This window comes from Streptomyces sp. SID9727 (genome assembly GCF_010550605.1).
Lineage (GTDB): Bacteria > Actinomycetota > Actinomycetes > Streptomycetales > Streptomycetaceae > Streptomyces.
This window is the reverse complement of sequence record NZ_JAAGNI010000435.1, coordinates 42,806-69,761: the sequence shown is the minus strand read 5'-3', so window position 1 is coordinate 69,761 and position 26,956 is coordinate 42,806. Positions and strand designations below refer to the sequence as shown.

Annotated in this window: 22 protein-coding genes and 2 pseudogenes; 14 read left to right on the top strand and 10 right to left on the bottom strand. The window is 71.1% G+C overall.

Translation table 11 applies throughout. The features are described from left to right. The first annotated feature begins 17 nt into the window (after positions 1-17). Complete coding sequence (locus tag G3I41_RS30015) at positions 18-1,202, top strand: epoxide hydrolase family protein (protein ID WP_164403685.1); 1,185 nt, start codon at positions 18-20, stop codon at positions 1,200-1,202. A 678-nt stretch (positions 1,203-1,880) separates the two neighbouring features. On the opposite strand, the gene G3I41_RS30010 is transcribed toward G3I41_RS30015, so the two are convergent. Then, complete coding sequence (locus G3I41_RS30010) at positions 1,881-2,084, bottom strand: cold-shock protein (RefSeq protein ID WP_164403683.1); 204 nt, start codon at positions 2,082-2,084, stop codon at positions 1,881-1,883. A 504-nt stretch (positions 2,085-2,588) separates the two neighbouring features. After that, positions 2,589-2,900 (bottom strand): hypothetical protein, encoded by a 312-nt coding sequence (locus G3I41_RS30005; RefSeq protein WP_164403682.1) that lies wholly within the window; start codon positions 2,898-2,900, stop codon positions 2,589-2,591. Between the two features lie 254 nt (positions 2,901-3,154). Here G3I41_RS30005 and G3I41_RS30000 point away from each other — a divergent pair. From G3I41_RS30000 to G3I41_RS29990, 3 genes and pseudogenes are all read left to right on the top strand, one after another. Next, positions 3,155-3,672: pseudogene (locus tag G3I41_RS30000) on the top strand (VWA domain-containing protein); the annotation flags it as partial. A 463-nt stretch (positions 3,673-4,135) separates the two neighbouring features. Continuing rightward, a complete protein-coding gene (locus tag G3I41_RS29995) occupies positions 4,136-4,804 on the top strand; it encodes a helix-turn-helix domain-containing protein (RefSeq protein WP_343242255.1) in 669 nt (222 codons plus the stop codon). A 157-nt stretch (positions 4,805-4,961) separates the two neighbouring features. After that, a complete protein-coding gene (locus G3I41_RS29990) occupies positions 4,962-5,429 on the top strand; it encodes a hypothetical protein (RefSeq protein WP_164403678.1) in 468 nt (155 codons plus the stop codon). A gap of 517 nt (positions 5,430-5,946) precedes the next feature. On the opposite strand, the gene G3I41_RS29985 is transcribed toward G3I41_RS29990, so the two are convergent. Both G3I41_RS29985 and G3I41_RS29980 read right to left on the bottom strand, forming a co-directional pair. Continuing rightward, positions 5,947-7,029 (bottom strand): serine hydrolase domain-containing protein, encoded by a 1,083-nt coding sequence (locus tag G3I41_RS29985; protein WP_164403774.1) that lies wholly within the window; start codon positions 7,027-7,029, stop codon positions 5,947-5,949. A 416-nt stretch (positions 7,030-7,445) separates the two neighbouring features. Next, positions 7,446-7,832, bottom strand: coding sequence for a VOC family protein (locus G3I41_RS29980; protein ID WP_164403676.1), 387 nt, complete (start codon positions 7,830-7,832; stop codon positions 7,446-7,448). Between the two features lie 127 nt (positions 7,833-7,959). Here G3I41_RS29980 and G3I41_RS29975 point away from each other — a divergent pair, with 127 nt between their 5' ends. Further along, entirely contained in the window at positions 7,960-8,862 is a 903-nt protein-coding gene (locus G3I41_RS29975; protein WP_164403674.1) for a LysR family transcriptional regulator, read from the top strand. Here the strand turns inward: G3I41_RS29975 and G3I41_RS29970 are convergent. Next, a complete protein-coding gene (locus G3I41_RS29970; protein ID WP_164403673.1) occupies positions 8,810-9,700 on the bottom strand; it encodes a metalloregulator ArsR/SmtB family transcription factor in 891 nt (296 codons plus the stop codon). The genes G3I41_RS29975 and G3I41_RS29970 overlap by 53 nt on opposite strands. A gap of 63 nt (positions 9,701-9,763) precedes the next feature. On the opposite strand from G3I41_RS29970, the gene G3I41_RS29965 reads away from it, so the two are divergent. Beyond that, positions 9,764-11,269, top strand: coding sequence for an MFS transporter (locus G3I41_RS29965; RefSeq protein WP_164403672.1), 1,506 nt, complete (start codon positions 9,764-9,766; stop codon positions 11,267-11,269). 126 nt (positions 11,270-11,395) lie between these two features. After that, positions 11,396-12,286, top strand: a complete 891-nt coding sequence (locus G3I41_RS29960) for a PhzF family phenazine biosynthesis isomerase (RefSeq protein ID WP_164403670.1) — start codon at positions 11,396-11,398, stop codon at positions 12,284-12,286. Positions 12,287-12,464: 178 nt separating this feature from the next. On the opposite strand, the gene G3I41_RS29955 is transcribed toward G3I41_RS29960, so the two are convergent. From G3I41_RS29955 to G3I41_RS29940, 4 genes and pseudogenes are all read right to left on the bottom strand, one after another. After that, complete coding sequence (locus G3I41_RS29955; RefSeq protein ID WP_164403668.1) at positions 12,465-13,922, bottom strand: hypothetical protein; 1,458 nt, start codon at positions 13,920-13,922, stop codon at positions 12,465-12,467. Between the two features lie 383 nt (positions 13,923-14,305). After that, a pseudogene (locus G3I41_RS29950) lies at positions 14,306-14,398 on the bottom strand (AAA family ATPase); the annotation flags it as partial. A 305-nt stretch (positions 14,399-14,703) separates the two neighbouring features. After that, entirely contained in the window at positions 14,704-15,828 is a 1,125-nt protein-coding gene (locus tag G3I41_RS29945; protein ID WP_203601874.1) for an MFS transporter, read from the bottom strand. A gap of 199 nt (positions 15,829-16,027) precedes the next feature. Then, positions 16,028-16,906, bottom strand: a complete 879-nt coding sequence (locus G3I41_RS29940; RefSeq protein ID WP_239081899.1) for an NAD(P)H-binding protein — start codon at positions 16,904-16,906, stop codon at positions 16,028-16,030. Positions 16,907-16,969: 63 nt separating this feature from the next. On the opposite strand from G3I41_RS29940, the gene G3I41_RS29935 reads away from it, so the two are divergent. The 3 genes from G3I41_RS29935 to G3I41_RS29925 all read left to right on the top strand — a co-directional run bounded on the left by G3I41_RS29935 (position 16,970) and on the right by G3I41_RS29925 (position 19,841). Further along, a complete protein-coding gene (locus tag G3I41_RS29935) occupies positions 16,970-17,566 on the top strand; it encodes a TetR family transcriptional regulator (protein WP_164403666.1) in 597 nt (198 codons plus the stop codon). Positions 17,567-17,802: 236 nt separating this feature from the next. Then, positions 17,803-18,483 (top strand): response regulator transcription factor, encoded by a 681-nt coding sequence (locus G3I41_RS29930; protein ID WP_164403665.1) that lies wholly within the window; start codon positions 17,803-17,805, stop codon positions 18,481-18,483. Then, the gene (locus G3I41_RS29925) at positions 18,480-19,841 is read left to right on the top strand and encodes a HAMP domain-containing sensor histidine kinase (RefSeq protein ID WP_164403663.1); all 1,362 of its coding nucleotides are present in this window, start codon (positions 18,480-18,482) and stop codon (positions 19,839-19,841) included. The genes G3I41_RS29930 and G3I41_RS29925 overlap by 4 nt, the downstream gene beginning before the upstream one ends. Here the strand turns inward: G3I41_RS29925 and G3I41_RS29920 are convergent. Then, the gene (locus G3I41_RS29920) at positions 19,747-21,261 is read right to left on the bottom strand and encodes an aromatic amino acid ammonia-lyase (protein ID WP_164403661.1); all 1,515 of its coding nucleotides are present in this window, start codon (positions 21,259-21,261) and stop codon (positions 19,747-19,749) included. The two genes, G3I41_RS29925 and G3I41_RS29920, sit on opposite strands and share 95 nt — an antisense overlap. 63 nt (positions 21,262-21,324) lie before the next feature. Between G3I41_RS29920 and G3I41_RS29915 the strand changes: the two genes are divergently transcribed. Genes G3I41_RS29915 through G3I41_RS29900 form a run of 4 tightly spaced genes read left to right on the top strand, consistent with a single transcriptional unit; the run spans position 21,325 to position 26,954 of the window. Then, on the top strand, positions 21,325-22,899 hold the full coding sequence (locus G3I41_RS29915; RefSeq protein ID WP_164403659.1) for an NAD(P)-binding domain-containing protein: 1,575 nt from the start codon (positions 21,325-21,327) through the stop codon (positions 22,897-22,899). Continuing rightward, on the top strand, positions 22,896-23,966 hold the full coding sequence (locus tag G3I41_RS29910; protein WP_164403657.1) for an alpha-hydroxy acid oxidase: 1,071 nt from the start codon (positions 22,896-22,898) through the stop codon (positions 23,964-23,966). The genes G3I41_RS29915 and G3I41_RS29910 overlap by 4 nt, the downstream gene beginning before the upstream one ends. Further along, positions 23,960-25,330, top strand: coding sequence for a cytochrome P450 (locus tag G3I41_RS29905; protein WP_164403656.1), 1,371 nt, complete (start codon positions 23,960-23,962; stop codon positions 25,328-25,330). The genes G3I41_RS29910 and G3I41_RS29905 overlap by 7 nt, the downstream gene beginning before the upstream one ends. Before the next feature lie 40 nt (positions 25,331-25,370). Then, positions 25,371-26,954 carry an MFS transporter gene (locus G3I41_RS29900; RefSeq protein WP_164403655.1) on the top strand — a complete coding sequence of 528 codons (1,584 nt, stop codon included), beginning with the start codon at positions 25,371-25,373 and terminating at the stop codon, positions 26,952-26,954. Positions 26,955-26,956: the final 2 nt, after the last annotated feature.

Sequence of the window (26,956 nt, the reverse complement as noted above, 5' to 3'; positions counted from 1 at the left end):
GATGGCCAGGAGGTCCCATGTCTCGCCCCACCGATGACGTGTACGCATTCACATCCCGCACCACCGACGCCGAACTCGACGACCTGCGCACGCGCCTGTCCGCAGCGCGGCTGCCGGAGACCGAGACGGTGCACCGCGCCGCACCGGGCCCGCGCCGGTGGGCCCAGGGCGTACCACTCTCCGACCTCGTCAGCGTCGCTCACTACTGGCGCACCGAGTACGACTGGCGGTGGTTCGAGGAGCGCTTGAACGCGATCGGCCAGTACCGCACGACTATCGACGGCCTGGGGATCCACTTCCTTCACCGCCGATCACCGCGTACGGATGCGACACCGCTGCTCCTCACTCACGGCTGGCCGGGCAGCATCGCCGAGTTCGTCGACGTTGTCGATGAACTGGCTGACCCGAAGGACGCCAATGCGCCGGCGTTCCACATCGTGGCCCCGTCGCTGCCGGGCTTCGGATACAGCGACAAGCCGGTCACCACCGGGTGGGGGGCCGGCAAGATCGCGACCGCATGGGTGGAACTCATGCGAAGGCTGGGATACGAGAGGTTCGCAGCCCACGGCGGCGACTGGGGAGGCGTGATCACCACTGTCCTCGGCGGCAGGTTCCCCGCCCAGGTCCTCGGCATCCACACCACGCTCGCGCAGGCACCGCCCGGGCTGACCACCGAAGGGCTGACGCCGGCCGAACGCCAGTGGGCCGAGGAGACCCGCGACTTCTGGCATCACCGCTCGGCGTACGCGAAGCAGCAGGCGACCCGACCGCAGACCATCGGCTACTCGCTCGTCGACTCACCGGTCGGTCTCCTCGCCTGGATCCTCGACAAGTTCGCCGAATGGACGGACACCGGCGACAGCCCGTTCGAAACGGTCTCCATCGACCCAATCCTTGACGACGTCACCCTGTACTGGCTGACACGGACCGGCGCGTCAGCGGCTCGCATCTACTACGAGAGTCACGGGGGCGTCAACGCCCTCGACCCCGACCTCCGCGTCGACGTCCCGACAGCCATCACCACATACCCCAGGGACATCGAGAAGTGCCCACTCACCTGGGCACAGCAGCGGTACCAGCAGATCGTCCGATGGACGACGCCCGAAGCCGGCGGCCATTTCCCGTCGCTGGAAGTGCCCGAATACTTCGTCAAGGACCTGCAAGCAGGCATGGCGGCCGTGCTGACCGCCAACGGCCGATGAGCATGCAGACGAGCCCCTGAACCGCGTCCACGGCTCGGGACGCTGTTGGGGCCCCTGCCCGCCGCAGATGGTCAAGCCCCCCCGGCGGGCCGACACCGTCCGCACACAGAAGCCGGACCTCGCCGTACCCACCGACCAGGAGGAGTGGACCGCGTCCCGCTGTACCAACGACATGCGTCGGGACAGCGGGACGCGGTCCGTAGTGGCGTGCGATCAGGCGTGCCGGCGGCGCATGGCGGTGAAGCCCACGGCGCCCCTCCGGCCGCGACGAGGCCGGCAGCAAGCGTCGCTGGTGCCGAAAGGCCGCTGCTTCCCGTCTCGGCGAGCTCGCCATCATCCGGGGCGGGCTCGGCGCGGGGCGGCTGCTGTGCGGTCATGCCAGAGGTTGACGAAGTGGTGGTGCCAGTACCCGTCGAAGTGGTGCCGGTGCCCGTCGAGGCGGAGGTGGACGGGGACGCGTCGCTGGAGGTGGTTGCCGCCGTCACGGTGACGGTGGCCTCCGGGCCGCAGGTGGCAGCGCCCCTGAAGGGGGTCGAGCCCTGCACACCGACGGCGGAACGTGACGTGCGCGCCGTTGAGGCGGCGCGCCCGGCCCAGGAGTCGAGCCGGACGTCACAACGCGACCGCCGGGGCGGCAGCCGGGCCGGCAGCCGCCCCGCTGGTCGTCGCCTCGCCCGGTCAGCCGCGGACGATGTTCTGCGCCTGCGGACCCTTCTGCCCCTGCCCGATGTCGAAGGTGACGTGCTCGCCCTCCGTGAGCTCGCGGTACCCGCTGCCCTGAATCTCGGAGTAGTGCGCGAAGACGTCCGCGCCACCGCCGTCCTGCGCGATGAACCCGAAGCCCTTCTCGGAGTTGAACCACTTCACAATGCCGCTGGCCATACTGACGATCCTTCGCTCATACCCGGGAGCGCCGCCCGGCCATCCGTGCGTGCTCCGGTCCCTGGCAGCAGGAACCGCAAACGTTCTACCCCGCCCGGTCACAATTATCCGATCAACGACACGCCGGGTCCCAAAGACCGTCCCGCGCCCACGTCCCGACGTCCTGGAGCCTTGCCCTCTTCCACGCCGCGCACCTGCGCCCCGGCCTGCGCAACATCACGTTCACCGACAGGAACTGAAGTAGCGCCCCGCTACCGGCCCGGCAGCCGCACGTTGTGGACGGCGACAGAACCGCCAGCCGGAAGGCGAACCAGTTGCGGCGCGGCCGAGGCCGGCACGGCGCCGGTTCATCGGTCCGCTTCGCCCGGTGGCCGACCTGTCGTGCACACCCCTCATTGCCCGCAAGGCACGCACCCCCTGCCGGGGGGCGACCCGACGCTCTTGTCGATGCGGTGGTCCAGGGCGTCGGCCAGCCATCCGGCGTCGGTGCCGAGTGAGAGGTGCTCAGAACGCGCCGCCCCACCCGAAGGTGATGTGGTACGCGCGCTGAAGCGCGTGCCGCCCATGGTCTTTGTCGGCGTAGGCCCAGGCGAGGGCTGCGGAGAACCAGAGCACAAACGCTGCGCTGACGATGCCCAGAGCGACCAGCTTGCCGTTCCAGGCCAGGAGGACCTGGGCGGTGGATACGACCGCTGCGCCGAAGTGTGCGCCCTTGGAATCGAGCGGTGCGTTTCTGCGCGCCTCCCTGCCCTGGGCCCGTTCCGCGGCGAGGCGTTCCTCTCGCACGGACTGCGGTTCGTTCTCGTCGAAGTTCATCTCATATCCCCCTTGCGCTGACGCTACATGGGCTCCGCGCGCAGAGGAGTCGAGTTCTTCGAGGAGCAGGGGGCCACACTTTCCAACTTAGCCTCGCGTAAAGGGAGCAGTGCCCAATTTCCGCCGCACGCGCAAGAGTTCACCGAGCAGCAGCGTCAATGCCGGGCCTGAACATCGCGCCCGCGCGCATGGCCACCGGCTCCAGTCCGGGCGAACGGTTCACGCCATCGGCAGCGCCCCGGCAAGAGGGGAACGTGCGTGCAACGAACAGCCGGGGGTTCGTTCCGGCCATCAGCCTGTCCAAGGTGATCGAGTACGCGCCCGACCTGGTGCCCCGTTACGAGGCGGCGGGCAGCAGCATCCGGGCCCACGGGCTGGAGGGAACGCGGGCCGCCGTGTACCTGGTGCTGGACCGTTCCGGGTCGATGCGGCCCTACTACCGGGACGGCACCATGCAGCGGCTGGCCGAGCAGGTGCTGTCACTGTCGGCGCACCTCGACGACGACGGTGTCGTCCCGGTGGTGTTCTTCTCCACGGACGTCGACGGGTCCACCGATCTGGAGCTGGGCCGACACCACGGGCACGTCAGCGGGATGCATGAGAGCCTCAGGGCTGTACCAACTACCACTGGGCGATGGACGCGGTCATAGACCACTACTTGGACGCGGACAGCAGCGCCCCCGCCCTGGTCGTCTTCCAGACCGACGGGGGGCCGACCAGCAGGCTCGCCGCCGAGCGGCATCTCCGCGAAGCCGCCCGGATGCCGCTGTTCCGTCTGCCAAGAGGACCGCGACGACGAAGCCCACGGCCTCGAAACCCGCGAGGAAGGGCTCCGGCTTCTTCGCATGGCTCTTCGTGTGAGGCCGGATCTCGTGAACGATGGAAAAGGCCCCGCACGCGAGTAGGGCGAGGTTCTGCCGGCCGCCCGACTCCACAGGGCCATGCCGGCACCGCGTCCCGCCACCCCGGCCGAGTCCCGACCGGGCCATCGAGCCGCGCCGCCGACCAGCCTCACCAAGCTCTCGAGCCCCTCACGCTCCCCTCCGTCCCACGAGCAGTTGCGGCCGGTGTGCTGTGGGTCACGTTCGCGCGTGGCGGGGTGCGCGCCTGCCACGCAGCTCGGGCATTCTCTCTCGGCGGCCGTGCGCAAGGGCGCGGCGCGGTCACCGACAGGGGGAGAGATGTCGCGAGACGCGGGCGGGGAACGGGAGCGGGGTACAAACCGCGGACGGGGCGTGATCGAGGGGGCGTTCGCGCTCCTGGACGCACTGCGCCGGTGTGGCGGGGAGGCGGGGCTCACTGAGATCGCCGCGGCCTGCGCCCTGCCCAAAGGGAGCGCGCACCGGCTGTTGGAGCAGCTGCTTCTGGTGGGCGCCGTGGAGCGGCGGGGCAGCCAGTACCGTGTCGGCTCGCAGCTCTACCGCCTCGGGCAGGTCTGGGAGCCGCACCCCGGCCTACGAGTGGCGGCTCGCCACCCGCTGCACCGGCTGCGGGCGGTCACCGGGGCGAGTGCCCTGCTGACCGTCCTGCACGATGGCCGGGCCCTGACTGTGGCATCGGTGCCGGGCGAGGTGGAGCCGCTGGTGCCGGTGCGCAACGGGATGAGCTTCCTGTTGGACACGGCGGCCGGCCAGGTGCTGAGCGGTCAGGGCAGGGCCGGTTCCGGGGGCCGGCTGGCGGGGGCGGTGCTGGAGTGCGCGGAGGTGATGGACGGGGTGTGCTGCGCGGCGCTTCCGGTGCGGGGGCGCGACGACCGGACCATTGCCGCGCTCGCCGTCATGACGTTATCCGCGCAGGGGCTGCAGCGGGCGGCCCACGAGGCGGCGCTGGCGGCCGCGGCCGTCACAGCGGCCCTCTCCCGTGGCTCCCTCTCGCCCTGCCTGCCTCCGGTCCTGCACTACTGACTTGCCGTCACCTGCGAGCCCGTCAGGGTATTGACTCGCTCTTTCGCCCCCGGGTTCCGCTCAGCGGAACGCGCGTAGAACGGCGGGCAGCGGCTTGGGCAGTCTGTTCCTCGAGCCGGTCGGGGGACCGGCAGAATCCTGAGACCAGGGGGACAACATGACCATCCGACGCGTAACCGCCTTTGCCCTCACAGGCGCGCTGGCCCTCACCTCGCTTGTGGGCGCCGCGGGCGCCGCGCAGGCCGATCCGGTCGACTACGTGCAGATCCGGCTCGTCGACCTGTACTGCGGTGATGAGAGCGAGGGCGACCACGACGAGGCCTACCTCAACATCGCGGCGAACGGCGGCAAGGCCGTGAAGCTCTGGCCCGCCAAGGCGTCGTACCAGACCATGGGCACCGGCTACCGCCGCACTCTGGACGAGAGCAACGGCAACGCCCTGCTGATCCTGGGCAAGACCGAGTCCCGCACCCTCTCGCTGTGGGACTACGACAGCACCAGCAGCGACGACCGGCTCGGCTCGGTGACCATCACGGGCAACGAGTTCGGCGCGGAGACGCAGTACCGGGTGCTGGAGGGCTCCGGTGGCGTCTACACCATCGCCTACCAGGTCATCGACATCTGATCCACCTCTCCGGCCGGGCCCTTCGGGTCCGGCCGGACCGCGACAGGACCACGTGGAGGGGGCCCCGGCCACCGAGGCCCCCCGGCGCCCGCCCGCTCAACCCATGTCGGCAGCCCGGTCTCCTTGGCGGCCGTCGGCAGACTCACCCACCCGGCCTCGACCAAGCCGGGTGGGTGCCTGTTCCGGGCTGCGCGTGTCTTGGAGCGAGCCGGGGCTGGGATGGCCTCGCTCTTCGAGGCGACCACGATCCTTGCGGGGGGGCCGGAGGGGTGTCGGTGCGATCCGTCGACGGGCGGTGGGGTCGGGCAACAGGCGATCGGCGTGGCTGGACCCGCCGAAAGGGCGGGAGAGGCCGCGACGCCGGATCTCCGGTGGACACGGAATCCGCCTCCGCGGCCGCACCGGCCCCTGCCGCTCGTCGCCTGGAGCAGGCGCGCCATGTCTTCGATCGTCGCCTGGTGGCGATCGTTCCAGGTCCCCGGGGCGGTCCTGGGCGCTCAGGCTTGGACCGAAGAGGTCACCCGTCGGTCGGCGACGGCCTCGTCGTGCTCACGTCGGCCTCGCCGTCGCCGAACACTTCCTGCACGAGTGCCCCGGTCGCCTGCTGGAAGGCCTGGGCCATGGACATCGAGGCGTCGTCCACATAGTTGAGCGCCGCGGTCAGAGTCCTGGTGCCGTCCGGGGTGCTGTACATCAACGCCGCATGACCTGCCATTCCTCCATTGTGGGTGATGAGCTTGCCACCGTCCGGGCCCACGTCCTGGACGAAGACGCCGAGCCCGTACCCGGCTTTGGGGTGCGGCCGGAACATCTCGGTCAGCAGCGGGGCCGGGAGCAGCTTGCCGCCCGTCAACGCGGAGATGAAGGTGTGCAGGTCGTGGGTGGTCGAGATCATGTCGCCGCCGGTGGAGATCCATGACGGGTTCTGGCGGGTGACGTCGACCGTCGTCTTCTCACCTCCGTCTTCCTCGTAGCGGTAGTAACCGTGCGCGTGCGGCTCCGCAAGACCGGTTTCGGTCTCCGGCAGCGAGGTGTCCCGCAGTCCGAGAGGCCCCAGAACCAGCCGCTCCATCTCGTCGGGGAGCGAGCTGCCGGTGACGTTTTCGATCAGCAACCTGACCAGTACGTAATTGGTGTTGGAATAGCTCCAGTCCGTGCCCGGCTCGAAGCGAGCCGGCTTGGACAGGGCCAGGCGTACGAGTTCCTCCGGGCGGTAGGTGCGGAAGCGGTTGTCCACCCATTCCCGGCCTGCCGTCGTCGCGGCGATCCCTGGAGCAAACGTTCCGTCCTCGTAGTACTCGCCGGTGAAGTTGAAGATCCCGCTGGTGTGCTGCAGGAGCATACGTACGGTGATCCCGTGGTCGATTCCCAGTCCGGGGAGGTACTCGGCGGCGGGGGCGTCCAGGTCGATCGTCCCCTCGGCCACCAGCCGGAGGGCCGCGGCGGCGGCGAACGTCTTGGTGTTGCTGCCGATCCGGATGTGCCCGTCCGTCGGCGGCTTCGCCGTCTCACCCAGCTCGCGCAGGCCGGCACTGCTCTCCCACGGGCCTCTCTCGTCCTGCACGCGTACGGCCACGCCGGTGAATCCGGCGTCGATCATGCCGTCGATGATCTTCTGCAGCTTGGGGCGGTCATTTTCGGATGGCGTGAAAGACACGGCTGTGTGCTCCTGTCGGGATATCGGAAGGTCTTGGCGGATGGGAAGGCGATGGGGGCAGTCGGGGCACGGTCATCGCCGCAGGGGTCGGCTCTGCTGCGGCGGGGGGTTTCGCACCGTGCCGACGAGCCGTTGGCACCGCCGGGACAGCAGAGCTGTCCGGTGCTCCCCTCCCGCACCGGCGGGTGGCCGTTGCACTGCCGGCAGGGAGGAAGGTAGGCGTAGGGAAGGCATGCTTCATGTCTTTCGATCGAGAGGTGATTCATGGCCGTGTGCCGACGCGGGAGCGGCGGACGTGGTGGCCCGGACCGCGCGGCGGCTATCGGCATACGGACAGGGCGTGCGTGGCTCGATGGCGGTCAGGCGCCGGCCGGGGGAATCCACTCCGCGAGCTGGATCACCACCGCGTTGGGGTCGGTGAGTTGCAGACGCCATTCCCCCCAGGGCTCCATGCGCAGCGGAAGGGTGATCGGTGCTCCTTCGCGTCGCAGACGCTCGTACTCGGCATGGATTCCGGTAACCGTGTAGGAAACGAGCGTGCGCACCGGCTCGGGCGGCTGCTGTTGCGCGGTGCCGGGGCCGGCGCTGCCACGAAGGATGATGTCGGTGGCCGCGTCGTCGCGGGAGAGGTGGGTCGCTCCCTGAGCCGCCAGTACCTCACGGAAACCGAGGTGGCTGACGAAGAACCGGACCGATGAAGCCGGGTCGTCGACGGTCAGTACCACGGTCGAACCGATGATGTTCACGGGCTGGTCCCCTTTCCCCGGATCGGTTGCTCACGCGGTCCAGCTTCACGTCCGGGAAGAGGGGCATCAAGGCCGTATCCTGCAACGATCGTTAAGCCGGCGGTACACGAAACGGGGGGTGGGCGGCGTGGAACTGCGAGAGATAGAGATTTTCCTGGTGCTGGCGGAGGAGCTGCACTTCGGCCGGACGGCCGAGCGGATGCGTGTCACACCGGCACGGATCAGCCAGGCCATCAAAAAACAGGAACGTGCCATCGGTGCCGAGCTGTTCAAACGGACCAGCCGCAGCGTCCAGCTCACGCCCACCGGAGTGGTCCTTCGCGACGGTCTCGCCGCCGGTTACCAGCAGATCAAGGAAGCGCTGGCCGCCGCCGCGGCCGCCGGTCGGGGCATCACCGGCGAACTCGACGTCGCGTACTCCGCGGCATGGTGCGGCACTCTTGTCGTGGCCGCGACCGATATCTTCCGTGCGCGCCACCCCAACTGCCACGTCCGTATCCACGAGTCGCCTCTCCTCGACCCCGTCGGCCCCTTGCGCAACGGAACGCACGACATCCAGTTGGTCGAACTGCCCATCGACGAGCCGGACATCGTCAACGGGCCGGTCCTCTTCTACGAGCCGCGTGCGCTCGTCGTTCCCCGCAACCACCCGTTCGCCCAGCGGGACACCGTCTCACTCGAAGATCTCTCGGAAGCCCCCCTGATCACCGTCACGGGTCAGCCCCAGTACTTCCTCGACCACCATTACCCGCACCGCACGCCCAAGGGACGTCTCATTCCGCGCGGTCCGTCCACGACGGCCTGGCAGGAGGTGCTCGCCCTGGTCGGCGCGGGCAAGGGCGTCTCGCCCACGTGCGCTCGCGCCGCCCAGTACTACTCGCGCCCCGATGTGGTCTACGTACCGTTCAGCGACGCACCGCTGGTCGAGTACGGCCTCCTGTGGAGGGCCACGAACGGCACCCCCAAAGTGCGGGCCTTCATCGAGATCGTTCTGGAGACGGCCCGGTCCTCGGCACCGGCGGAGCCGTAGCGGGCACAGCGGGATTCGAGTCGTGGGTGAGGGCGACTCCGAGCGTGCGCTCCAGGCCGTCGATGCCCTTGTCGGTCACGTGCACCACTCGGGGGCTGCGCCCCCACCGCACCCAGTCCAGTGCGAAGAGGCGGGCCGTCAGCACGGCGCCGAGGCCGCCGGCGAGGTGGTGCTGGTGTTCGCTCCAGTCGACGCAGTAGCGGATCGCGGGCCTGCGTGGCGGCAGCCGGTCCGTGTCGATGCCGAGTTCGGCCAGTGCCGTGTGCCCGGCGCGGGTGAGTCGGTACTGGGCGTCGTGGCCGTAGGAGGCGGGCCGGTCTCGCACGGCTTCGCCGGGCCGGTGGATGCCGTCGTGACCGGTGAGGATGTTGCGTTCCAGCAGACCGCGCATGATGGCCACGCCGAGCCGGCCGGCGAGGTGGTCGTAGCAGCTGCGGCCTCGGTGCAGAGCATGGGCGCGGTTGCTCTGCTTGAGCGAGGTGATGGCCAGCGGCGGCGCGATCAGCGCGAGGCATTCCAGGGCCGCGCTCACGTCCGGGCCGGCGAGGCGGTAGAAGCGGTGTCTGCCCCGCTGCTCGACAGTGAGCAGCGCTCCCTCGACGAGCTTGGCCAGGTGTGCGCTGGCGGTGGCGGCGCCGATGCCCGCCTCGCCGGCCAGGGCGTTCGCCGGAAGTGCCCTGCCGTCGGCCAGGCACTTGAGGATCCGGGCGCGTGAGGGATCGGCGATGAGGGCGGCGGCGCGGGCGATGTCGGTCTGGTGCTTGAGCGGCTCCCCCGAGGAACCGGGCCCCCCGGTACCGGTCGTCGAGTGTGCGCGGTCGCGGTTGCTGTTCGGCATGGGAAAACCGTAAGCAACGATACTTCGCCGGGCAACGAAGTATCCGGAGCCGATGCTCTTTCCATGACTACCGCATCGACGGACATCGCCGTCACTCGTCCTCCCGGCCTCCCCACTGTCCCGCCTGACCGGGACCCGCGGGGCGGAGCGGAAACGAGGCGCGGCCAGGGAGCGCCCTTCGCCCTGGCGCCCCTCCTCGCCCTCAGTCTCGGGTATTTCCTGGTGATGCTGGACGTCACGGTCGTGAACGTCGCACTCCCCGATATCCGCTCCTCCCTGGGCGCTGGACCCTCGGCTCTCCAGTGGGTCGTCGATGGGTACAGCACGGTCTTCGCGGCGCTCCTGCTGTTCGGCGGAGGGGTCGCCGACCGGTTCGGGCACCGCCGCGTGTTCCTTGCCGGTCTCGCCCTGTTCAGTGGTGCTTCGGTCTTCTGCGGTCTCGCGGGCTCGGCGGTTCTGCTGATCGCGGGGAGGCTCGCGCAGGGAGCCGGAGCCGCACTGATCGTTCCCGCTTCGCTCGCACTGCTGCAGGCGGGCTTCCCCGACCGTGCGACGCGGGCCCGCGCGATCGCCGTCTGGGGGGCTGTCGCCTCGGTTGCCTTCGGTGCCGGTCCCGCCGTCGGGGGCCTCCTGGTCGCCGGCGCGGACTGGCGCGCGGTGTTCTGGCTGAATCTGCCCCTTGGTGGCCTCGCCGTGCTGCTGACGCTACGTCACCTTCCGCCTCGCGCGGCGCGTCCCAGGGCGCGGAGGGCGGATCCGGTGGGCCAGGTTCTCGCCGTCGTCGGTCTCGTCGCGGTGACCGGCGGTCTCAACGAGGCCGGCTCACGCGGCTGGACGTCGCCCCTGGTCCTTGCCGCCTTCCTCATCGGCGCGGTCGCCCTGGTGTCCTTCGTCCTGACGGCGCGGGCCCTGGAAGCACGCGTGGCGAACGGAAGCGGCGGGCGCGTCCCGCTGCTCCGGCCGTCCATGTTCCGGTCCCGCTCCTTCACCTCGGCCACCCTGATCGGGATGCTGATCAGCCTCGGCTACTACGGCATGCTCTTCCTCGCCACGCTGTACTTCCAGCAGGAACGCCACCTCAGCGCCCTCGGGACCGGCCTGGCCCTGCTGCCGTCGGTGTGCATGGGGTTGATGGCCGCCCCACTGTTCAACCGCATCGCGCCCCGTACCGGGCCGTACGTGCTGATGGCCGCCGGTCTCGCCGTCGGTACCGCCGGATTCGCCGGCTGGATGTTCGCCGGACCCGGCACTCCGTACCCGGTGTTGCTCTTCGCCCTGATCGCGACCGGTCTGGGGCAGACCATGACTGCCCTCGCTGCCACCGCCGCCGTCGTCGAGACGGCGAAGACCTCGGACGCGGGTGTGGCCACCGCCGTCTTCAACGTGGCACGGCAGGTCGGCAGCACCGTGGGCGTCGCCCTCTTCGGCACGTTCACCGCCACGGCCCACCACTTCACGTCCGGGCTGCACCTGTCCGCCGGCATCGCCGCCGCCTCGTTCGCCCTGGGCACGCTCCTCGCCCTGCGGGCCAGGTCGGCCGATCCCGCGATCGCGGGCCTGACCTCCTGACCGCGGTACCCGCGTCCATGGCCGGCACCGCCGGCCGCGAAGCCGCACGAACGCCCGGGTGCAAGCGCCCGGCCATCCCCCACACACCCCGCCCACGATCGGCTTCGGCCGTGAGGAGAAACCATCATGACGACAGCGAACCGACGCCCCGAGATCCTGCGCTACACCGCCTTTTCCGCCGACCCCGCAGGCGGGAACCCCGCCGGTGTCGTCCTGGACGCCACCGGACTGACCGACGCGGAGCAGCTCTCCATAGCCGCGGAGCTGGGATACAGCGAGACCGCCTTCCTGACGGCCCCGCCGGCCGAACTCACCGGCCTGGACCGGGCCTACACCGTCCGCTACTTCTCCCCGCGCGCCGAGGTTTCCTTCTGCGGGCACGCCACCATCGCCGCCGCCATCGCCCACGCGGAGCGTCATGGTCCTGGCGACCTGCAGTTCGCCACCCCTGCCGGTGTCGTCCCGGTCACGGTGACCAGCACCGCGGAGGGCGCGCTGCACGCGACCCTGACCAGCGTCGAGCCCGCGGTCCACAAGGTGGCGGAGGACGACGTCGACGAAGCGCTGCAGGCGCTCGGCTGGTTCCGGGCCGACCTGGACCCGGAATTCCCGCCCCGGATCGGCTATGCGGGGGCTCGCCATCTGATCCTGGCCGTACGCACCCGCGCCCGGCTGGCCGACCTCGCCTACGACTTCGAGCGCCTGAAGGACTTCATGACCGCTTTGGACCTGACCACCGTGCAGCTCGTGTGGCGTGAGTCCGCGACGGTCTTCCACGTCCGCGACCCCTTCCCCGTGGGCGGTGTGGTCGAGGACCCGGCGACCGGCGCCGCGGCCGCCGCCTTCGGCGCCTACGCACGCGAGCTGGGGCTCGTACCCGAGGAGACGATTCTCCACCTCCACCAAGGCGCGGACATGGGCCGTCCTGGCGAGCTCCGAGTGGAGCTGAGCGCCGGCGACCCACGGGTACGGGTGAGCGGCACGGGAACCCGTGTTCCTGAACGGCACGAGCCGTGAGCCGGCTCGGCACCCCGGCAGTTCCTTGTCTCGAGGGGCGCTGCCCGGTGCATCAGCAGGAGGCTTGAGCCCCTCCGCCTGCCGACAGCACGCGCGGTCGGCAGGCGGAGGGGCTCAGTGGTCGTTCAAGAAGTTCATCCGTAGGGCCCTGGCCCACCCGGCCCTCGTAGGTGAGTGGTCAGGGGATGTAGACCTCGATGCTCGTACTGGACGGCAGGTGAAGGGCGTCCCCGGCGAACGACGCGGTGTAGGTGATGTAGCCGCGGGCGGTGGCACGGTCGGTGAGCGCGAAGGTCTCGTCCGCGGCGAGAGTGGTGGGCGGGAGCGTCACCGGCTTGGTGGCACCGGGGGCCAGGCGGGTGAGGGTGACGGTCGTGCCGGCTGGAAAGGGCAGGTCGGAGGAGAGACGGCCGGTGAGGGAGCGGGTCCCGGAGGGAGTCGTGGAGGGTATGTGCAGCACGGTCTCGGTGGCGGCCTTGCCGGGAGTGGTCAGCACGCGCAGGACGACCGGCGCGCCCTGGTGTGTCTCCCGGGTGACGGCGAAGAGGCGGCGGTTGTCCGGCGCCCAGCCGAGACCCGCGGGAAGCAGCAGCGGAGAGGCATCACCGGAGGCGAGCTCGAAGACGCCGTGCGAGACGCGGGCGCCCGGCTTGAACATGAAGACGTCCGAGCCGTACCTGCTGTCCACCCCGGCCGCGACGGCTCCGTCGGCGGCGACGGCCACCGCGTTGGGGTAGGCGGCGGCCGGATAGCGGCCCGCGTCGGCGAGGTCGGAGGTGCGCAGCACCTGGTGGTAGTAGGGGCTGCCGCTGGCCAGGATGATGCTCTCGCCGTCGGCTGTGAAGGCCAGGTCCTGGGTGTCACCGGCGTCCGGCAGCCGTCGTTCGGCCGTGCGGCGGGCAGTGGCGGTGTGTACGTCGTACACGGCGAAGGTGGCGGGGCTGACATCCCGCTCACCGGCGACCAGGACGCCGGGAGCGGCCGCGGAGGCGGCCAGTGCGGGTGCGGAGTACCAGCCGTCGCCGGTGGTCTGCCCCAGGGTGACGACGGGGCGTGCGGTGGTGAGGTCGACCGAGCCGATGTCGCCGGCGCCCTCGGCACCGTAGCCGAACCACAGCCGCCCACCGCTGACCGCGAGGGTGCGCGGGGCGGTGCCGGCACCGGTGGCATACCTCGCGACGACCGCGTGGGAGGTGGTGCTGATCGCCGCCACGGTGTCCGCACCGGGCACGGCCGCGTAAAGGGTGGCGGCGTCCTCCGACAGAGCCAACTGCGCCGCCCCGGGCAGGCCGGCCACCTGCTTGAGCACCATGCCGTCGAAATCGGTGACGATCACGGCGCCGCGGGCGGGGTCGCTGAAGTAGAGGCGGCTGTGGGCGCCGTCGACGACCATGTCCGAGTAGTCGTCGAGCGGCAGGACGGCGGAGGCAGCGCGGGGCTGAGCGGCAGTCGCCCACCGGGCGGTCGCGGCATCGGCACCGGAGGGGGCGGCAGTGGCGGCAGCCACCGGCGTCAGCAGGGCGAGGGTCAGGCCGGCGGTGCCCCAGAGACGCGCGGCGGCACGGGCGCGGGTGGCCGTACGGGTCCCGGCCCTGGAGTCGATGCGGGTACCGAGTCTGTGTCGACGTGAGAACACTGGTCCTCCTCTGATGAGTGCACGGTGTCCGGCCCCTCGCGTACGGGAGCCGGGAGAGAGACGCCGTCCCACGGCTTCTTGACCCGCGGTGGTGACGCGCCGTGCTCCTACCCCCGTCAACTCCGTTGATGACAGCCACTGCAGCGGCACCAGGGTTCAAGTAGCAACGTAGGTAATGAAGTTCACGCACTCGCCTCAGCCGGCCATTGACCTCGCAGGCGTGGAGCCCTCGGGGCAGGCAGTCCTGATGCATGCCCGATGTCCGAACAAGGCGATAATTCACTGGTCACGGCTGTGCTCGAACTGATCGCAGTACGAGACAAGTCCGAACCTGTTGACTTTCGGCGCCACCTCGCGCACGTTCGCCGGAACATGTGCGTTTTACCGAAGGGCTCGTTGGAGACGATGGCAACGCTGTTCCTCTCCTCGCGCCCGGTCAGGACCTGGAAGAGGAGTTCGGCTCTTCGTCGAGGTACGCGACATCGGCTGGCCGGGTCTGAGGTGCCCCTCACCAACCGACGCGACGAGGTGCTCCACTGGGCCGCCTCCGAGCGGCGTCCTTCCGCCACGATCCCGTCTCCAGCCCGTCGGACCCCCAGCTCACCGATGGGGCGTGCCGCAGGCGTGCGGTCCGACCTCGCCGACCCGGCCCTCGCGCAGCCTGCCGCGCCCGGCGCGGGCCGGCCGACAGGCCGTGTCACGGCACGTGGAGCAATTCGCTCGTGCCGTCGAGTCCGAAGGATGGACGATGAAGGCGCCGGCCCCCGATGACCACGGCGCGTTATTGGGCGGAAGCCGGTCGTTCGCGCAGCAGCCGCCCGCTCAGCAGCACCGCGCACGCCGTGACAGTCAGCAGGCCGCCGGCGAGGAACGCGCCCCGCACCCCGGCGAACGGCAGGATCAGTCCGCCGAGCGCGGCGCCCGCCGCTATGCCGGCGTTGTAGAGACCGGAATTGGCGGCGAGCGCGATGTCCGTGCGGCCGGGGGCGCAATGGAGCATCGCGTTCTGGGTGGCCATGAAGACCGGCCCGAGTGCGCTCCCCATCAGTACCAGGAACACCACCGCGGCCACCGGAACGCGGCCGGCCGCGTACAGACCGATCATCCCCACCGCCTGCGTGGCCACGGCACCTGTCAGCGCGGCCTGTGGAAAGCGGTCCAGCACCGCCCCGGTGACGCTCACGCCGATGAGACACGCCACCCCGAAAACCACGAAAAGGGCACTCACCGCGCTCGGGGAGAAGCCGCTCACCTCACCCAGCAGCTTCACGATGTAGGTGTACCCGGCGAACGCCCCGGTCGCGGACAGGGTTCCGGCCACCAGCACGATCCGGAACCGGCGGGCGTCGGGACCGGTCCCGTAGGCGGCAGGCTCCTCCTCCGGCCGCGAGGTCGGGAGTACGACGGCGATCGTCACGAGGGAGACGAGCCCCAGCCCGGCCAGCACAGCCACGGGCACCTGCCACTCACTCCGCTGCCCCAGCCAGGTGCCGGCGGGGACACCCAGCACGAGGGCGAACGAACCGGCGACGGACAGCGCTCCGACCACACGCCCACGGAGCCTCGGCGCGAACAGGCCCACCGCGACCGGCCCCATCACGGCCCAGAACAGCGCCTGGGCGAGGGCGGTCAGCAGCCGCGCCGCGAGAAGCACCCAGTACGAGGCCGCCAGTGCCGCGATCAGACTGGACACCACCAGCGCGGCCAGCAGTCCGGTGAGTACATGGCGTCGGGGCACTGCCCTCATGCCGTGGGCGAGCGGCACGGACGCGACGGCCACGGTGACGCCGTAACCGGTGACCAGGAGTCCGACCGCCTGCACGGACACCCGCAGACTGTCGGAGATGACCTCCAGAAGGCCGATCGGCAGGTTCTCCGCGGTGTTGAAGGTGAAGGCCGCCAGCATCAGGGCCGCCAGCACCGCAGGCCCGCGCCATGGGGCAGGTCGCGGCACGACCGTCAGGACTCTTCCTCGTCTCGTCCGTCGCATGCGCTCCGTGGCTCCGTCCATGGAGATACCCCATCCGGCTCACGGGTCCGCCGCAACCGCATTCATCCCTGGTGCGCGCGGGGGCTGCTCGGCCGGTTCCCCCGGGCTCGGGGAGTCACGCTCCCTCCGTGAACGCGGTGGAGTGGTCGGCGACCCATTGACGGAACGTTCGCGGCGCTGTCCCCAGGATGTCGGCCACCGCGGTGGTGATGTACGCGGGCTGTCCGACCGCCGCGCTCCACGCGGCGAGCAGCATGTCGAGCACCGGGCTGGGCACCGCCCCCTCCGACATCCTCCGGAACTCGTCCGGAGTCATCTCCTCGAACGCGATCCGGTGCCCCAGGACGTCAGCGATGACGTCCACCTGCGCTGCCTGGGTCAGCGATTCGGGGCCGGTGAGGACGTAGTCGGAGGAGGCGTATCCGTCCAGGTGGAGCGTTCGCGCCGCGACGGCCGCGACGTCCCGGTCGTCGACCGGTGCCGTTTCGGCGGCGCCGTAGGGCCACCGGACGACTTCGCCGGCCCGGATCGCGGGTGCCCACCAGGCCGGCGCGTTCGACGCGAGCATCCCCGGCCGGATGATCGTCGACTCGAGTCCGGTGGCCGCGATGAGCCGCTCGATGCCGGCGTGGAACTCGGCCATGGGATTGGGCTGCTGGAAGAAGGGGTGCGGCGTCTGGTGCGGGGAGGAGAGGAAGACGACCCGGCGCACGTGGGCTGCCAGCCGCTCGACAACCGCCGCGACGGTCCGAGGCGGAGCGGTCCATACGAGGAAGACCGCGCCGGCGCCGTGCAACGCCGGGTCGAGTGACTCGGGCACGGTGAGGTCACCGGCGAAGACCTCGACCTCCGGGGGCAGCATCGCCGCCGCCTCGGGACGACGTGCGAGGGCTCGGACCGGCACGTTCGCGTCGAGGAGCTGATCGATGACGGCGCGGCCGATCCGGCCCGTCGCCCCGGTGACGAGCACGGGAGGACTGTCTGTCTGATGCATGCCACTCATGAGAACGTTACCGGGTTAAAAAAGCAACTCGGTCATGAATGTTACGGTGGCCCCATGAGCGAGTCGACGGGACTGCGGGCCCGCAAGAAGGAGCGGACGCGCGACGCCATCGGAGACGCGGCCGTCTCGCTCTTCCTGGAGCGCGGTTTCGACCGCGTCTCGGTCAACGACGTCGCCGCGGCAGCCGAGATCTCCAAGCCGACCCTCTTCCGGTACTTCCCGACCAAGGAAGACCTGGTGCTCCACCGGTTCGCCGACCACCAGGGCGAGGCGGCACGCGTCGTACGCGACCGCGGGTCAGGCATCGAACCGGTGACGGCGCTGCACCGGCACTTCCGGGCCGGCCTCGACCGGTACGACCCCGTCACCGGCCTCAACGATCACCCGGAGGTGGTGGCGTTCCATCGGCTGGTGTTCAGCACACCCAGCCTGGCGGGGCGGCTCACGCGGTATCAGCTGGAGGACGAAGAGGCGCTGGCGGATTCCCTCGGCGAAGGCATTCGGGCACGTCTGCTGGCCGCCCAGGTCCTCGCGGTCCAACGCGTACTCGCCCGGACCAACTGGCAGAGGATCGCCGACGGCCGCACCGCCCACGACGTCCGCCCCGAAGCCGTGGCCGACGCCGACCACGCCTTCAGCCAACTGACCTGACGGGCGACGCCGAGCTCCGGCCGCCCGACTAGCGCAGGGCCGCGCCAAACCGGACGACGGCCGTTCGGCAGTCGGAACCCAGTCGTATCGGGCCACCTCCCCCGCGTCCGAGATACCGGCATACGGCTTCCAGCGGCTCGGCTCCGCGCCACCGAGCCGGCGGTCACCGCTGTGGGAACCCCCTCCCCCGCAGGGGCGTTGTCACGGGTTGCGGGGAGGACGAGGGGAGTGGGACCGTGGCGCAGAAGCACTCGCGGGGGCCGTGGCGGCTGCTGCTGGTCGAGGACGACCGGGAGCTGGCCTGCATGCTCTCCGACGTACTGCGGGACGAGGGATACGCGGTCGATGTGGCGACCGACGGCCAGCAGGGACTGCATCTCGGCCTTTCCCGGCAGTACGACGTGCTCGCCGTCGACCGGCGCCTGCCGGGGCTCGACGGCCTAGACCTCATGGGCCGGTTACGGTCGCGCGGCGTGCGCGCGCCCGTGCTGCTGCTGACCGCGATGGGCACGGTGCACGACCGGGTCGACGGGCTGGACGCCGGTGCCGACGACTACCTCGTGAAGCCGTTCGACCTCGACGAGCTCAGCGCGCGCTTGAGAGCATTGTGCCGACGGGCCCTCGATGCCGCCGATGTACTCAGAATCGGCTCGGGGCACCTCTACGTCGGCCGCAGGGAGGTCGAGCTGGCGAACGGCGAACAGGTCGCCCTCGCTCCCCGGGAGTTCGCTCTGCTGTGGGCACTCGCCTCGCGCCCCGAAACGGTGTACTCGCGGACCGAGTTGCGCCGGCTGGTGTTCCAGGAGGCGCCCGCCTCGTCCATTGTCGACACCTACGTCTACTACCTGCGCCGCAAGCTGGGCAGACGTGTCGTGCGCACGGTCCGGGGTCTCGGCTACCGGCTGGGGGCACTGTGAACCCGTCGGCGTCGGCCGAGTGGGCGGCGGTGCGGCGGGCGCGCCTGCGGATCGCCGTGATCACGGGGGCGATCATCACGCTGCTGGTCACGGTCGTCGGTGGTGTGGCGCACACGGTGATGGTGGACGCGCAGAACGACCAGGTGTGGCGCGAGTTGCGCTACGGCGCCATGTACGGCGACCCGGTCAAGCCTCCCGTGTGTACCTGGCTGTATGCCTCCGGCGTGGAACCCATGCCCAACGCTCCGCTCGGATTCCCGGTGCGCGCCGACATGGAGGAGGTCCGCGGCACCCGTGAGGCCGTGGAGCGCACCGTGAAGCGTGATCACACGGTCTATCTGGTGCGGACACAGCCCCGGGCGGACGGAAGCGTCGTACAGGCGGTGTTCGACATGCGCTTCCAGCTGGCCGACCGCAGCCATCTGTGGTTCGCGCTGGCGGTGGCCGAAGTGGTGGGGCTGCTGGCCGCGGCCGTCACGGGGGTGGTCCTCGGCCGTCGTGCGGTGGCCCCGCTGGCGGAGGCCCTGACCCGGCAGCGCCGGTTCGTGACGGATGCCAGTCACGAGCTGCGAACCCCGGTCACCCAGGTGCACACGCGGGCGCAGATGCTGGCGCGGCAGGCGGCCGACCAGGGTCTGCCGGGCCCGCATCGTGACACGCTGGCCCGGCTGGTCGCTTCGACCGGGCGGCTCGGCGAGGTGCTCGACGACCTGCTGCTGTCCGCGAGCCTCGCGGCCGGCCCGGTACGGCGATCGGAGCATCGGCCGGTGGAACTGGTCGCGCTGGCCCGGTCGGTGGTGGCCGAGGAATCGGACCGGGTGGGCGCGCGTCGTCTCACCGTCGTCGTGGACGGTCCCCCGCACCCTCTCTTCGTCGACGGTGTCCAGTCCGCGCTGCGCCGTGCCGTCGGTGAGCTGCTGTCCAACGCGATCCGCCACACGCCGGCCGAGGGGCGGATCGAGATGATCCTCTCGCGCTCCGGAGGGACGGTGCTCCTGGTCGTCGCGGACACCGGGCCCGGGTTCGAGCCGGCCGCGGTGGAGCAGCTGTTCCGTAGGTTCCACCGCGGCAGCGGCGACGGCGGGCGGTACGGGCTCGGGCTGGCGCTGCTGCGGGAGGTCGTCACACGCCACGGCGGTACGGTCGCGGCCGACGGGCGCCCCGGTCAGGGGGCCAGGTTCACCATCCGCCTGCCGGAGTGCGCGGCCCCGCCCGGCGCGCCCGGCGTCCTGGCCGACGCCCGGCCGGTCGAGGCGCACCCGGTCACGGTGCCTCGTGCGCGGCGACCAGGCGGGCCGCGGTGCGGACGTCCCGGTCCAGCGGGCGGTCCGGGTCGACGGGGCGAATCGCCTCGCTGAGGGCGTCGAGGAGTTCCGCGCACCGGGGCGCGGTGGGGCGGCGGGCACCCACGCGGACCGCTTGGCGCAGACCGAGCGCGAGCGATCCGGTGAGCAGGCCGAGCAGTTCCGCCATGTCGTAGGAACGCAGGGCGGCCTGGGTGCCGAAGGGGACGACGTCCTGGTTGTGCAGGTTTGTCGGCAGGCTCTGCATGGCGGCCGGTGTGGCGTTGCGGCGGATCTCCGCGACGAACGCGGTGGCTGCCAGTTGCACGCCCTGGAGCCCGTGCTGAAGGCCCGGTGCCGTGGCGAGCATCGGTGGCAGTCCTCCGTTGCGTGCCGGATCGGTCAGCAGGTCGAGCTGGCGTTCGGCGAGATTGCCCAGCTGGGCCGTCACGGACGCCAGCAGGTCGGCCGCGAACGCGGCGGGCTGCCCGAAGAAGTTGCCGCCGTGCACCACTTTCCCCTCCCGGCCGCCATGGCCGGGAAAGAACAGCGGGTTGTCGCTGACGCCCTTGAGGTCGGCGGCGACCACGCCGTCGATGTAGCACAGCGCGTCCTCCGCGGCACCGAGCAACTGCGGGGTGCAGCGGATGCTGTACGGCTCCTGGAGCGGCCGGCTCTCCGAGGGGCTGAGGCCGGTGAGGGTCCGCCGCATGCGGGCGCCGACGTCGACCGCTCCGGCGTGCCCGTACGCCCGGAGCAGGTCGTCGTCCAGGAAGCCGGGGTCGCAGCCCAGCAGGTCGGTCAGGAGGCAGCTGAGAAGCGTGAGCGAGCGGTGTGCGTCGCGGACGCCGTCGCGGGCGAGCGCCAGGGCCGCGGTGGTGACGGAGGTTCCGTTGACGAGGGCGAGCGCGTCGCGGCCGTCCAGGTCGAGTGGGCGGAGCCCGGCGGCGGTCAGCGCCTCGTCGGCCGCCATGCGGCGGCCGTCCAGATAGGCGTACCCGCGACCGCGGAGGGCCTGGGTCGCGTAGGCGAGCGGGATGAGGTCGCCGCTCGCGCCGACGGAGCCGTAGCGGGGGACGGCGGGCGAGAACGTGGTCGCGAACATGTCGGTGAGGCGGTCGACGACCTCTCCGGAGACTCCGGAGAGGCCCCGGGCGAGGGACCAGGTGCGCAGCAGGAGGGCGGCACGGCATATCCCGTGGGGAAGGTCCGGGCCCTGGCCGGCCCCAAGGTGGGCGAGGGTGTTGTCGCACTGGTCCGCCTCGTCGGGGCGGCCGGCGTACCCGACGAGCGCGCCGAAGCCCGTGGTGGCGCCGTAGATGGGGCGGTCCCCGCCACCGTCGCCGTGTCGCAGCCCGTGGAAGAAGCGGCGTCCTCGGTCCACACGGGCTCGGGCCGGGGCGTCCATGGTGACGGTGAGCGGTGTGGCGGCTCGGCGCAGGGCGGCGGAGTCCGGAGGGCCGGTGAGGGAGAGGGAGTCCGTGGTGGTCAGCACGTCCGGAAAGGTAGGCGGGCAATCTCAGAGTGCTCTGAAATCGAGTGGCTAGCTTCCGGGGGCATGACCCATGACTACCTGATCATCGGTGCGGGCCCCGCCGGACTGCAGCTCGCCTCCCTGCTGGAGCGGGACGGCGAGGACTACGTCGTCCTGGAACGCGGCAGCGGTCCGGGTACGTTCTTCACCCGGTTCCCCAGGCACCGCTTCCTCATCTCGAACAACAAGGTGCACACCGGCTACGACGATCCGGAGCTGAGGCTGCGGATGGACTGGAACTCCCTGCTGAGCGACGATCCGGAGCTGTTGTTCACCCGGTACAGCCCCCGCTACTTCCCGCCGGCCGACGACCTGGTGCGCTATCTGTCGGACTTCGCCGCCCGGACCGGGGTGCGTGTGCGGTACGACACGGAGGTGACGAGGGTCTCGAAGCACGGTGAGGGCTTCGCCGTCACCGACGGTACCGGCAAGGTGTGGCGGGCCCGGCATCTGGTGGTCGCCTCCGGGATGCCCGTCCCGAACCTGCCCGCGATCCCGGGCGTCGAACTGGCCGAACGCTACGACACGATCGAGACCGATCCGCAGTCCTTCACCGACCAGCGGGTGCTCATCATCGGCCGGGGCAACTCCGCCTTCGAGACGGCCGAGAACCTGATGGAGACGGCGGCGGTCATCCACCTCGTGGGCTCGGGCTCGCTGAAGATGGCCTGGCGGACCCACTATGTGGGACATCTGCGCGCTGTCTACAACAACTTCCTGGACAGCTACCAGTTGAAGTCGCAGAACGCCCTTCTCGACGGCCGGGTCCTGGCCATCCGGCGCGATCAGGACGGTTTCCACGTCCCGGTCGCCTTCGAGCGGGTCGACGAGGTGGTCAAGGAGATCCGTTACGACCGGGTGATCGTCGCGACCGGCTTCCGGTTCGACGCCTCGGTCTTCGACGACACCTGCGCGCCGGACCTCATCGTCGACGGCCGTTTCCCCGAGCTGACGCCGCTCGGCGAGTCGGTCAACGTACCCGGTCTGTATTTCGCGGGGACGCTGATGCAGGGGCGCTCGTTCGGGAAGGCGACGACCGGCTTCATCCACGGCTTCCGTTACGCGGTGCGCGCGCTGTACCGCGGACTGCGGCAGCGTCACGCCGGCGTGCCCTGGCCCACGACGGTGATCGGGGATTCCACCGAGCGGGCCGTCGACGCGGTGATCAGCCGGGTGAACCGTTCCTCGGCGCTGTGGCAGCAGTTCGCCGTCCTCGGTGACCTGCTGCTGCTCGCCCCGGACGGCACGTTCCGCTACGCCGAGGAGGTGCCCGTCGACCACGCGCCGGGTGCGGTGCGGGCCGGGGAGTTCGGTGAGGTGGAGGCGTACGCGGTGGTCACCCTGGAGTACGGGGAGGACCACGACCGGGTGGACCCGTTCGACGTCGGCGCCGGCCGCAAGTCCCAGCAGGACGTGTCGGGTCTGGACGGCCGCTATCTGCATCCGGTCGTCCGCTGGTACCGGGACGGCGAGTTCGTGGCCGACCACCACCTCACCGAGAACCTGGAGAACGAGTGGGACAGCGAGGAGGTCCACCGCGCCCCACTGGCCGCCTTCCTCACCGCCCGGCGCGGCCAGGCCGCCCCGGTGGCGCCGTGACGCTCCGCGAACTGCGCGAACGGGCCCGGAAGGTGATGGACCCGGTCGTCTACGACTACGTCGCGGGCGGCGCGGGCGAGGAGCGCGCCCTGGTCGACAACGAGCGGGCGTTCGACCGGTACGCGCTGCTGCCGCGGGTGCTGAGCGGCGGTGAGGCACGGGAGACCGGCGTCGATCTGCCGGGCGCCCCGCAGGCGTCCCCGGTGTTCGTGGCGCCGACCGCCTTCCACCGCCTGGCGCACCGGGCCGGCGAGCGGGCGACGGCCCGGGCCGCCGCGGCCGAGGGCGCCGTGCTGGTGACGGGAACGGCGGCCACCGTCGCCGTGTCCGACGTCGTCGCGGCGGCGCGCGAAGCCGCCCCGGACCCGGCCGTGTGGTTCCAGCTGTACCTGCATCCCCGCCCGGAGGTCACCGGGGCGCTCGTCCGGCGCGCCGAGGACGCCGGCTGCACGGCCCTCGTCGTGACCGTCGACTCGCCGGTGTTCGGCCGGCACACCCGGGACCTGCGCAACGGGTTCACCGACCTGCCGCCCGGATTCGCCGCGGAGAACATGCGCGGCCTGCCCGGCGCCGGACCCGGTGCGCTCACCGACATCCCGATGTCCGCCGCACTCCGCTGGCCGGACTTGGCCGAGGCGATGCGCGGCACCTCGCTCCCCGTGCTGGTCAAGGGCGTGCTCCATCCGGACGACGCACGCCTCGCCGTCGAGCACGGTGCGGCCGGGGTGGTCGTCTCGAACCACGGCGGCCGCCAGTGCGACGCGGTCCCGGCGGCCGTGGACTGCCTGCCGGCGGTCGTCGCGGCGGTCGCGGACCGGGTCCCGGTCCTGCTCGACGGCGGGGTGCGGCGGGGAAGCGACGTCGCGGTGGCCCTGGCGCTCGGTGCGAGGGCCGTCGGCCTCGGACGCCCCGTGGTGTGGGGCCTGGCGGCCGACGGGGAGGCGGGCGTGCGGCGGGTCCTCGCGGTGCTGCGCGACGAGTACGACCACACGCTCGCCCTGTGCGGTGGGCTCCGGAACACCGATCTGAGACCCGGCATGGTGGTACGGAAGGGTGGAACGTGGTGAAGGCCCGGACGGGTACGGACGCGTGGTGGCTGCCGCGCGCTGTGGTGGCGCTGCGTGTCCGCATTTTCGAGAAGGTCAACGGGGACCGGGCGGTGACCCTCCCGAACGCCACGTACGGTCCGGAGGTGTTCGAGCGGGTGTACGCCCACCCCCACGCGAACGGCCGGAGTGAGGGGGCGGGACTCTCCGACCTGTTCTGGTACTGGCTGGCGCCGGGACCCGAGGTGCACCAGGAGCACTTGGAGCCCGGTACGCGCTACCAGGACGTGGCCGCGACGACGCGGCGCATCGTCGCCGGGAACTCGGCGGATCTCACCGCGGCCGCCGCCCGTGCCGTGGCCGATGCGCTGGACGCGGTGCCGGACACCCGGATCAGTCTCGTACGGCTGCGGGACCTGGTGATGCCGGCGTGGGCCGCGTTCTGCTACGAGCTGGTCTTCCAGGAGCCGTGTCCGGCGTCGGCCCGGAAGTTGATCACCGCGCATGCCGACGACGTGATATCCGCTCTGAAGTGCACCGGGCTGCGCCACTCCCGCCGCCGGGCCCGGCTCACCGGCTACCTGCGGGACCGGGTCGAGGCGGGCCACGTGCCGCACCGGCTGCCGCCCTCCCTGTCCGTGCCGGAGCAGGTGCACTACCTGCAGGGGACCTTCTTCAACACGGCGGTCGTGCAGCTGTCCGAGGCGACCGCGCACGTGCTGCTCGCCGTGGCCCGCCATCCGGAGGTGCAGCGGCGCCTGCGCGCGGATCCGGAGGACGACGGGTATCTGACGCGGGTGCTCGACGAGACGATGCGCCTGTATCCGCTGTTCGGCATCGCCCACCGCATCACCACCGGTGACATAGACCTGGACGAGGGGACGGTTCTGCCGACCGGTTCCGTGGTGTGCTTCAGCTACCCCGGCTACCACGCCACCGGGTACGAGCGGCCCGGCGAGTTCGATCCGGACCGCTGGGCGGAGCTGGCCGTCAAGGACGCCCCTCACATCCCGTACGGTGTGGCGGCCAACCGCCCCTGCCCGGCCTGGCGGCTGTCGCCGCTCGCGCTGCGGGCCGCGGTACGGGAGGTGCTGGACCGGTTCCGGCTGGACTCGACGGCCTCCCACACCCGCTCCATCCCGCACCGGGCGCCTTGTCTGCTGATCCCGCGCGGCCTGCCGCCCCGGCCCCGCCTTCTGGGCGCGCTCCGCGGGTTCGTCCGGCTGCGGGACGGGGTGGAGGACGTCACCCGGGGCGTCCGCCAACTGCTGCTCGGCACGGTCATGGTCCTGCACGCCCGCACACAGCGCCCCGCCACGCGCTATTTCGAAGAGCGGCGGACCGGAGGGTGCCCCGTGCCCCAGGTGGAGAGAGGGAACGGATGACGCCCCATGAGCCGTGCCCGGCCTGTCGGGAGGTGAGCACATGAGCTCGCCCGCCCGGCCTCCCTCCCTGATCGCCCGGCCGCTGATGTTCTGGGCAGGTGTGGCCCTCACGTGTGCGGGTGTCGGCCAGCACGTCTGGATGTTCGTCGATTCCAGGTCGATGGGCTTTCACATGGCGATGATGGGGATGTCCGGCGTGATGTGGGCCGCGATGGCCGCCATCGTCGTGGGCGTGGTGGTCTCCGGATGCGCGGTCGTCCAGAGCCCCGGTTCGGCCGGGGCCGGGGCCTCCGTTCCGGGCGGGTCATCCCAGGCACACCGGCGGCGTCTCATCGGTGTGCTGAGCTTCGCGCTGATGGTGGACCAGATGAAGCCCGCCACCCTGGCGTTCATCCAGCCCGGCATGCGCGACGAGTTCCAGCTCAGCGCCGCCGAGATCTCCTGGCTGCCGACCGTCGCGCTGAGCGGCACCGTACTGGGATCGCTCGTCGGCGGCCGCTCGGCCGACCGGATCGGACGCAGGGCGACGATCCTCATCGCGTCCCTGCTCTTCCTCGGTACGACGGTGTGCGGGGCCATGCCGACCTTCGGCGGCATCCTGGTCATGTGCGCGCTGATGGGGATGGCGGCCGGAGGCATGCTGCCCGTCGTGTACGCCCTGATGACCGAGAGTCTGCCGCCGGGGCGGCGCGCTGCCGTCATGGTGCTGCAGGCCGGCCTCACCACCACCGGCGGCTATATGGCGGCCTCCGGACTGGCCTCGTTGCTGATCCCGTTGACGGGATGGCGCGTCCTGTGGTTCGCGCAGCTCCCGTTGGTCCTGATCCTCATCGCGCTGAACCGCTGGATCCCGGAGTCGGCGGCCTTCACGGCCCAGCGGGCCCGGAGCGGGCACGTCCGCGCCTCTGCACTGTTCAAGCACCCTCAGACGACCAGAACACTGGTCGTCAGTGGCTACGCCCTCGCCTGGGGGCTCGTCTACTGGGGTTTCATCACCTTCCTGCCCAGTCAGCTGGAGGCATCGCACGAGGGAGGCATGTCCGCCGCCACGCTGCTGTTCCTGTCCTCCCTGCTGTCCATCCCGACCTGTGTGGTGGCGGCATGGCTCTACAAGCGCTGGTCGGCGAAGGGCACCATGGTCCTGTACGCGGCCCTCACCGTCGCGGCACTGCTCGTCCTCGCCGCCGTGGGGATGGACGGCAGCGAGCCGGTTCTGCTGACCGCCGTGATTCTGCTGTTCGCCGGTACCGCCGGAGTCATCGCGCTCATCGGCCCCTACACGGCGGAGATCTTTCCCCTGGCCATCCGGGGGACCGCCGGCGGCTGGGCGGCGGCCGTCGGCAAGTCCGGCGGTGCCTTCGGCCCCCCGCTGATCGCACTGGTGCTGTCGGCGCCGGGGGGCATGCGCACCGCCGCTCTGCTCGTCGCGCTGCCGATGGCCGTGGCGGGCGGCGCCGTGGCGCTGCGCGGCAGCGATCCGCGTACGGCCGAGGCGTCTCCCGGGGACTCCGTTCGGCTGGAGGCCGAACTCGACGCTCTGGTGCGCGGCGAGGCCGTTGCCGTCGAGCGGGCCGATCCGAAGGCGCCTCCCACGGGCGGGAACGGCGGCGGCGCGAGGCCCTGAGC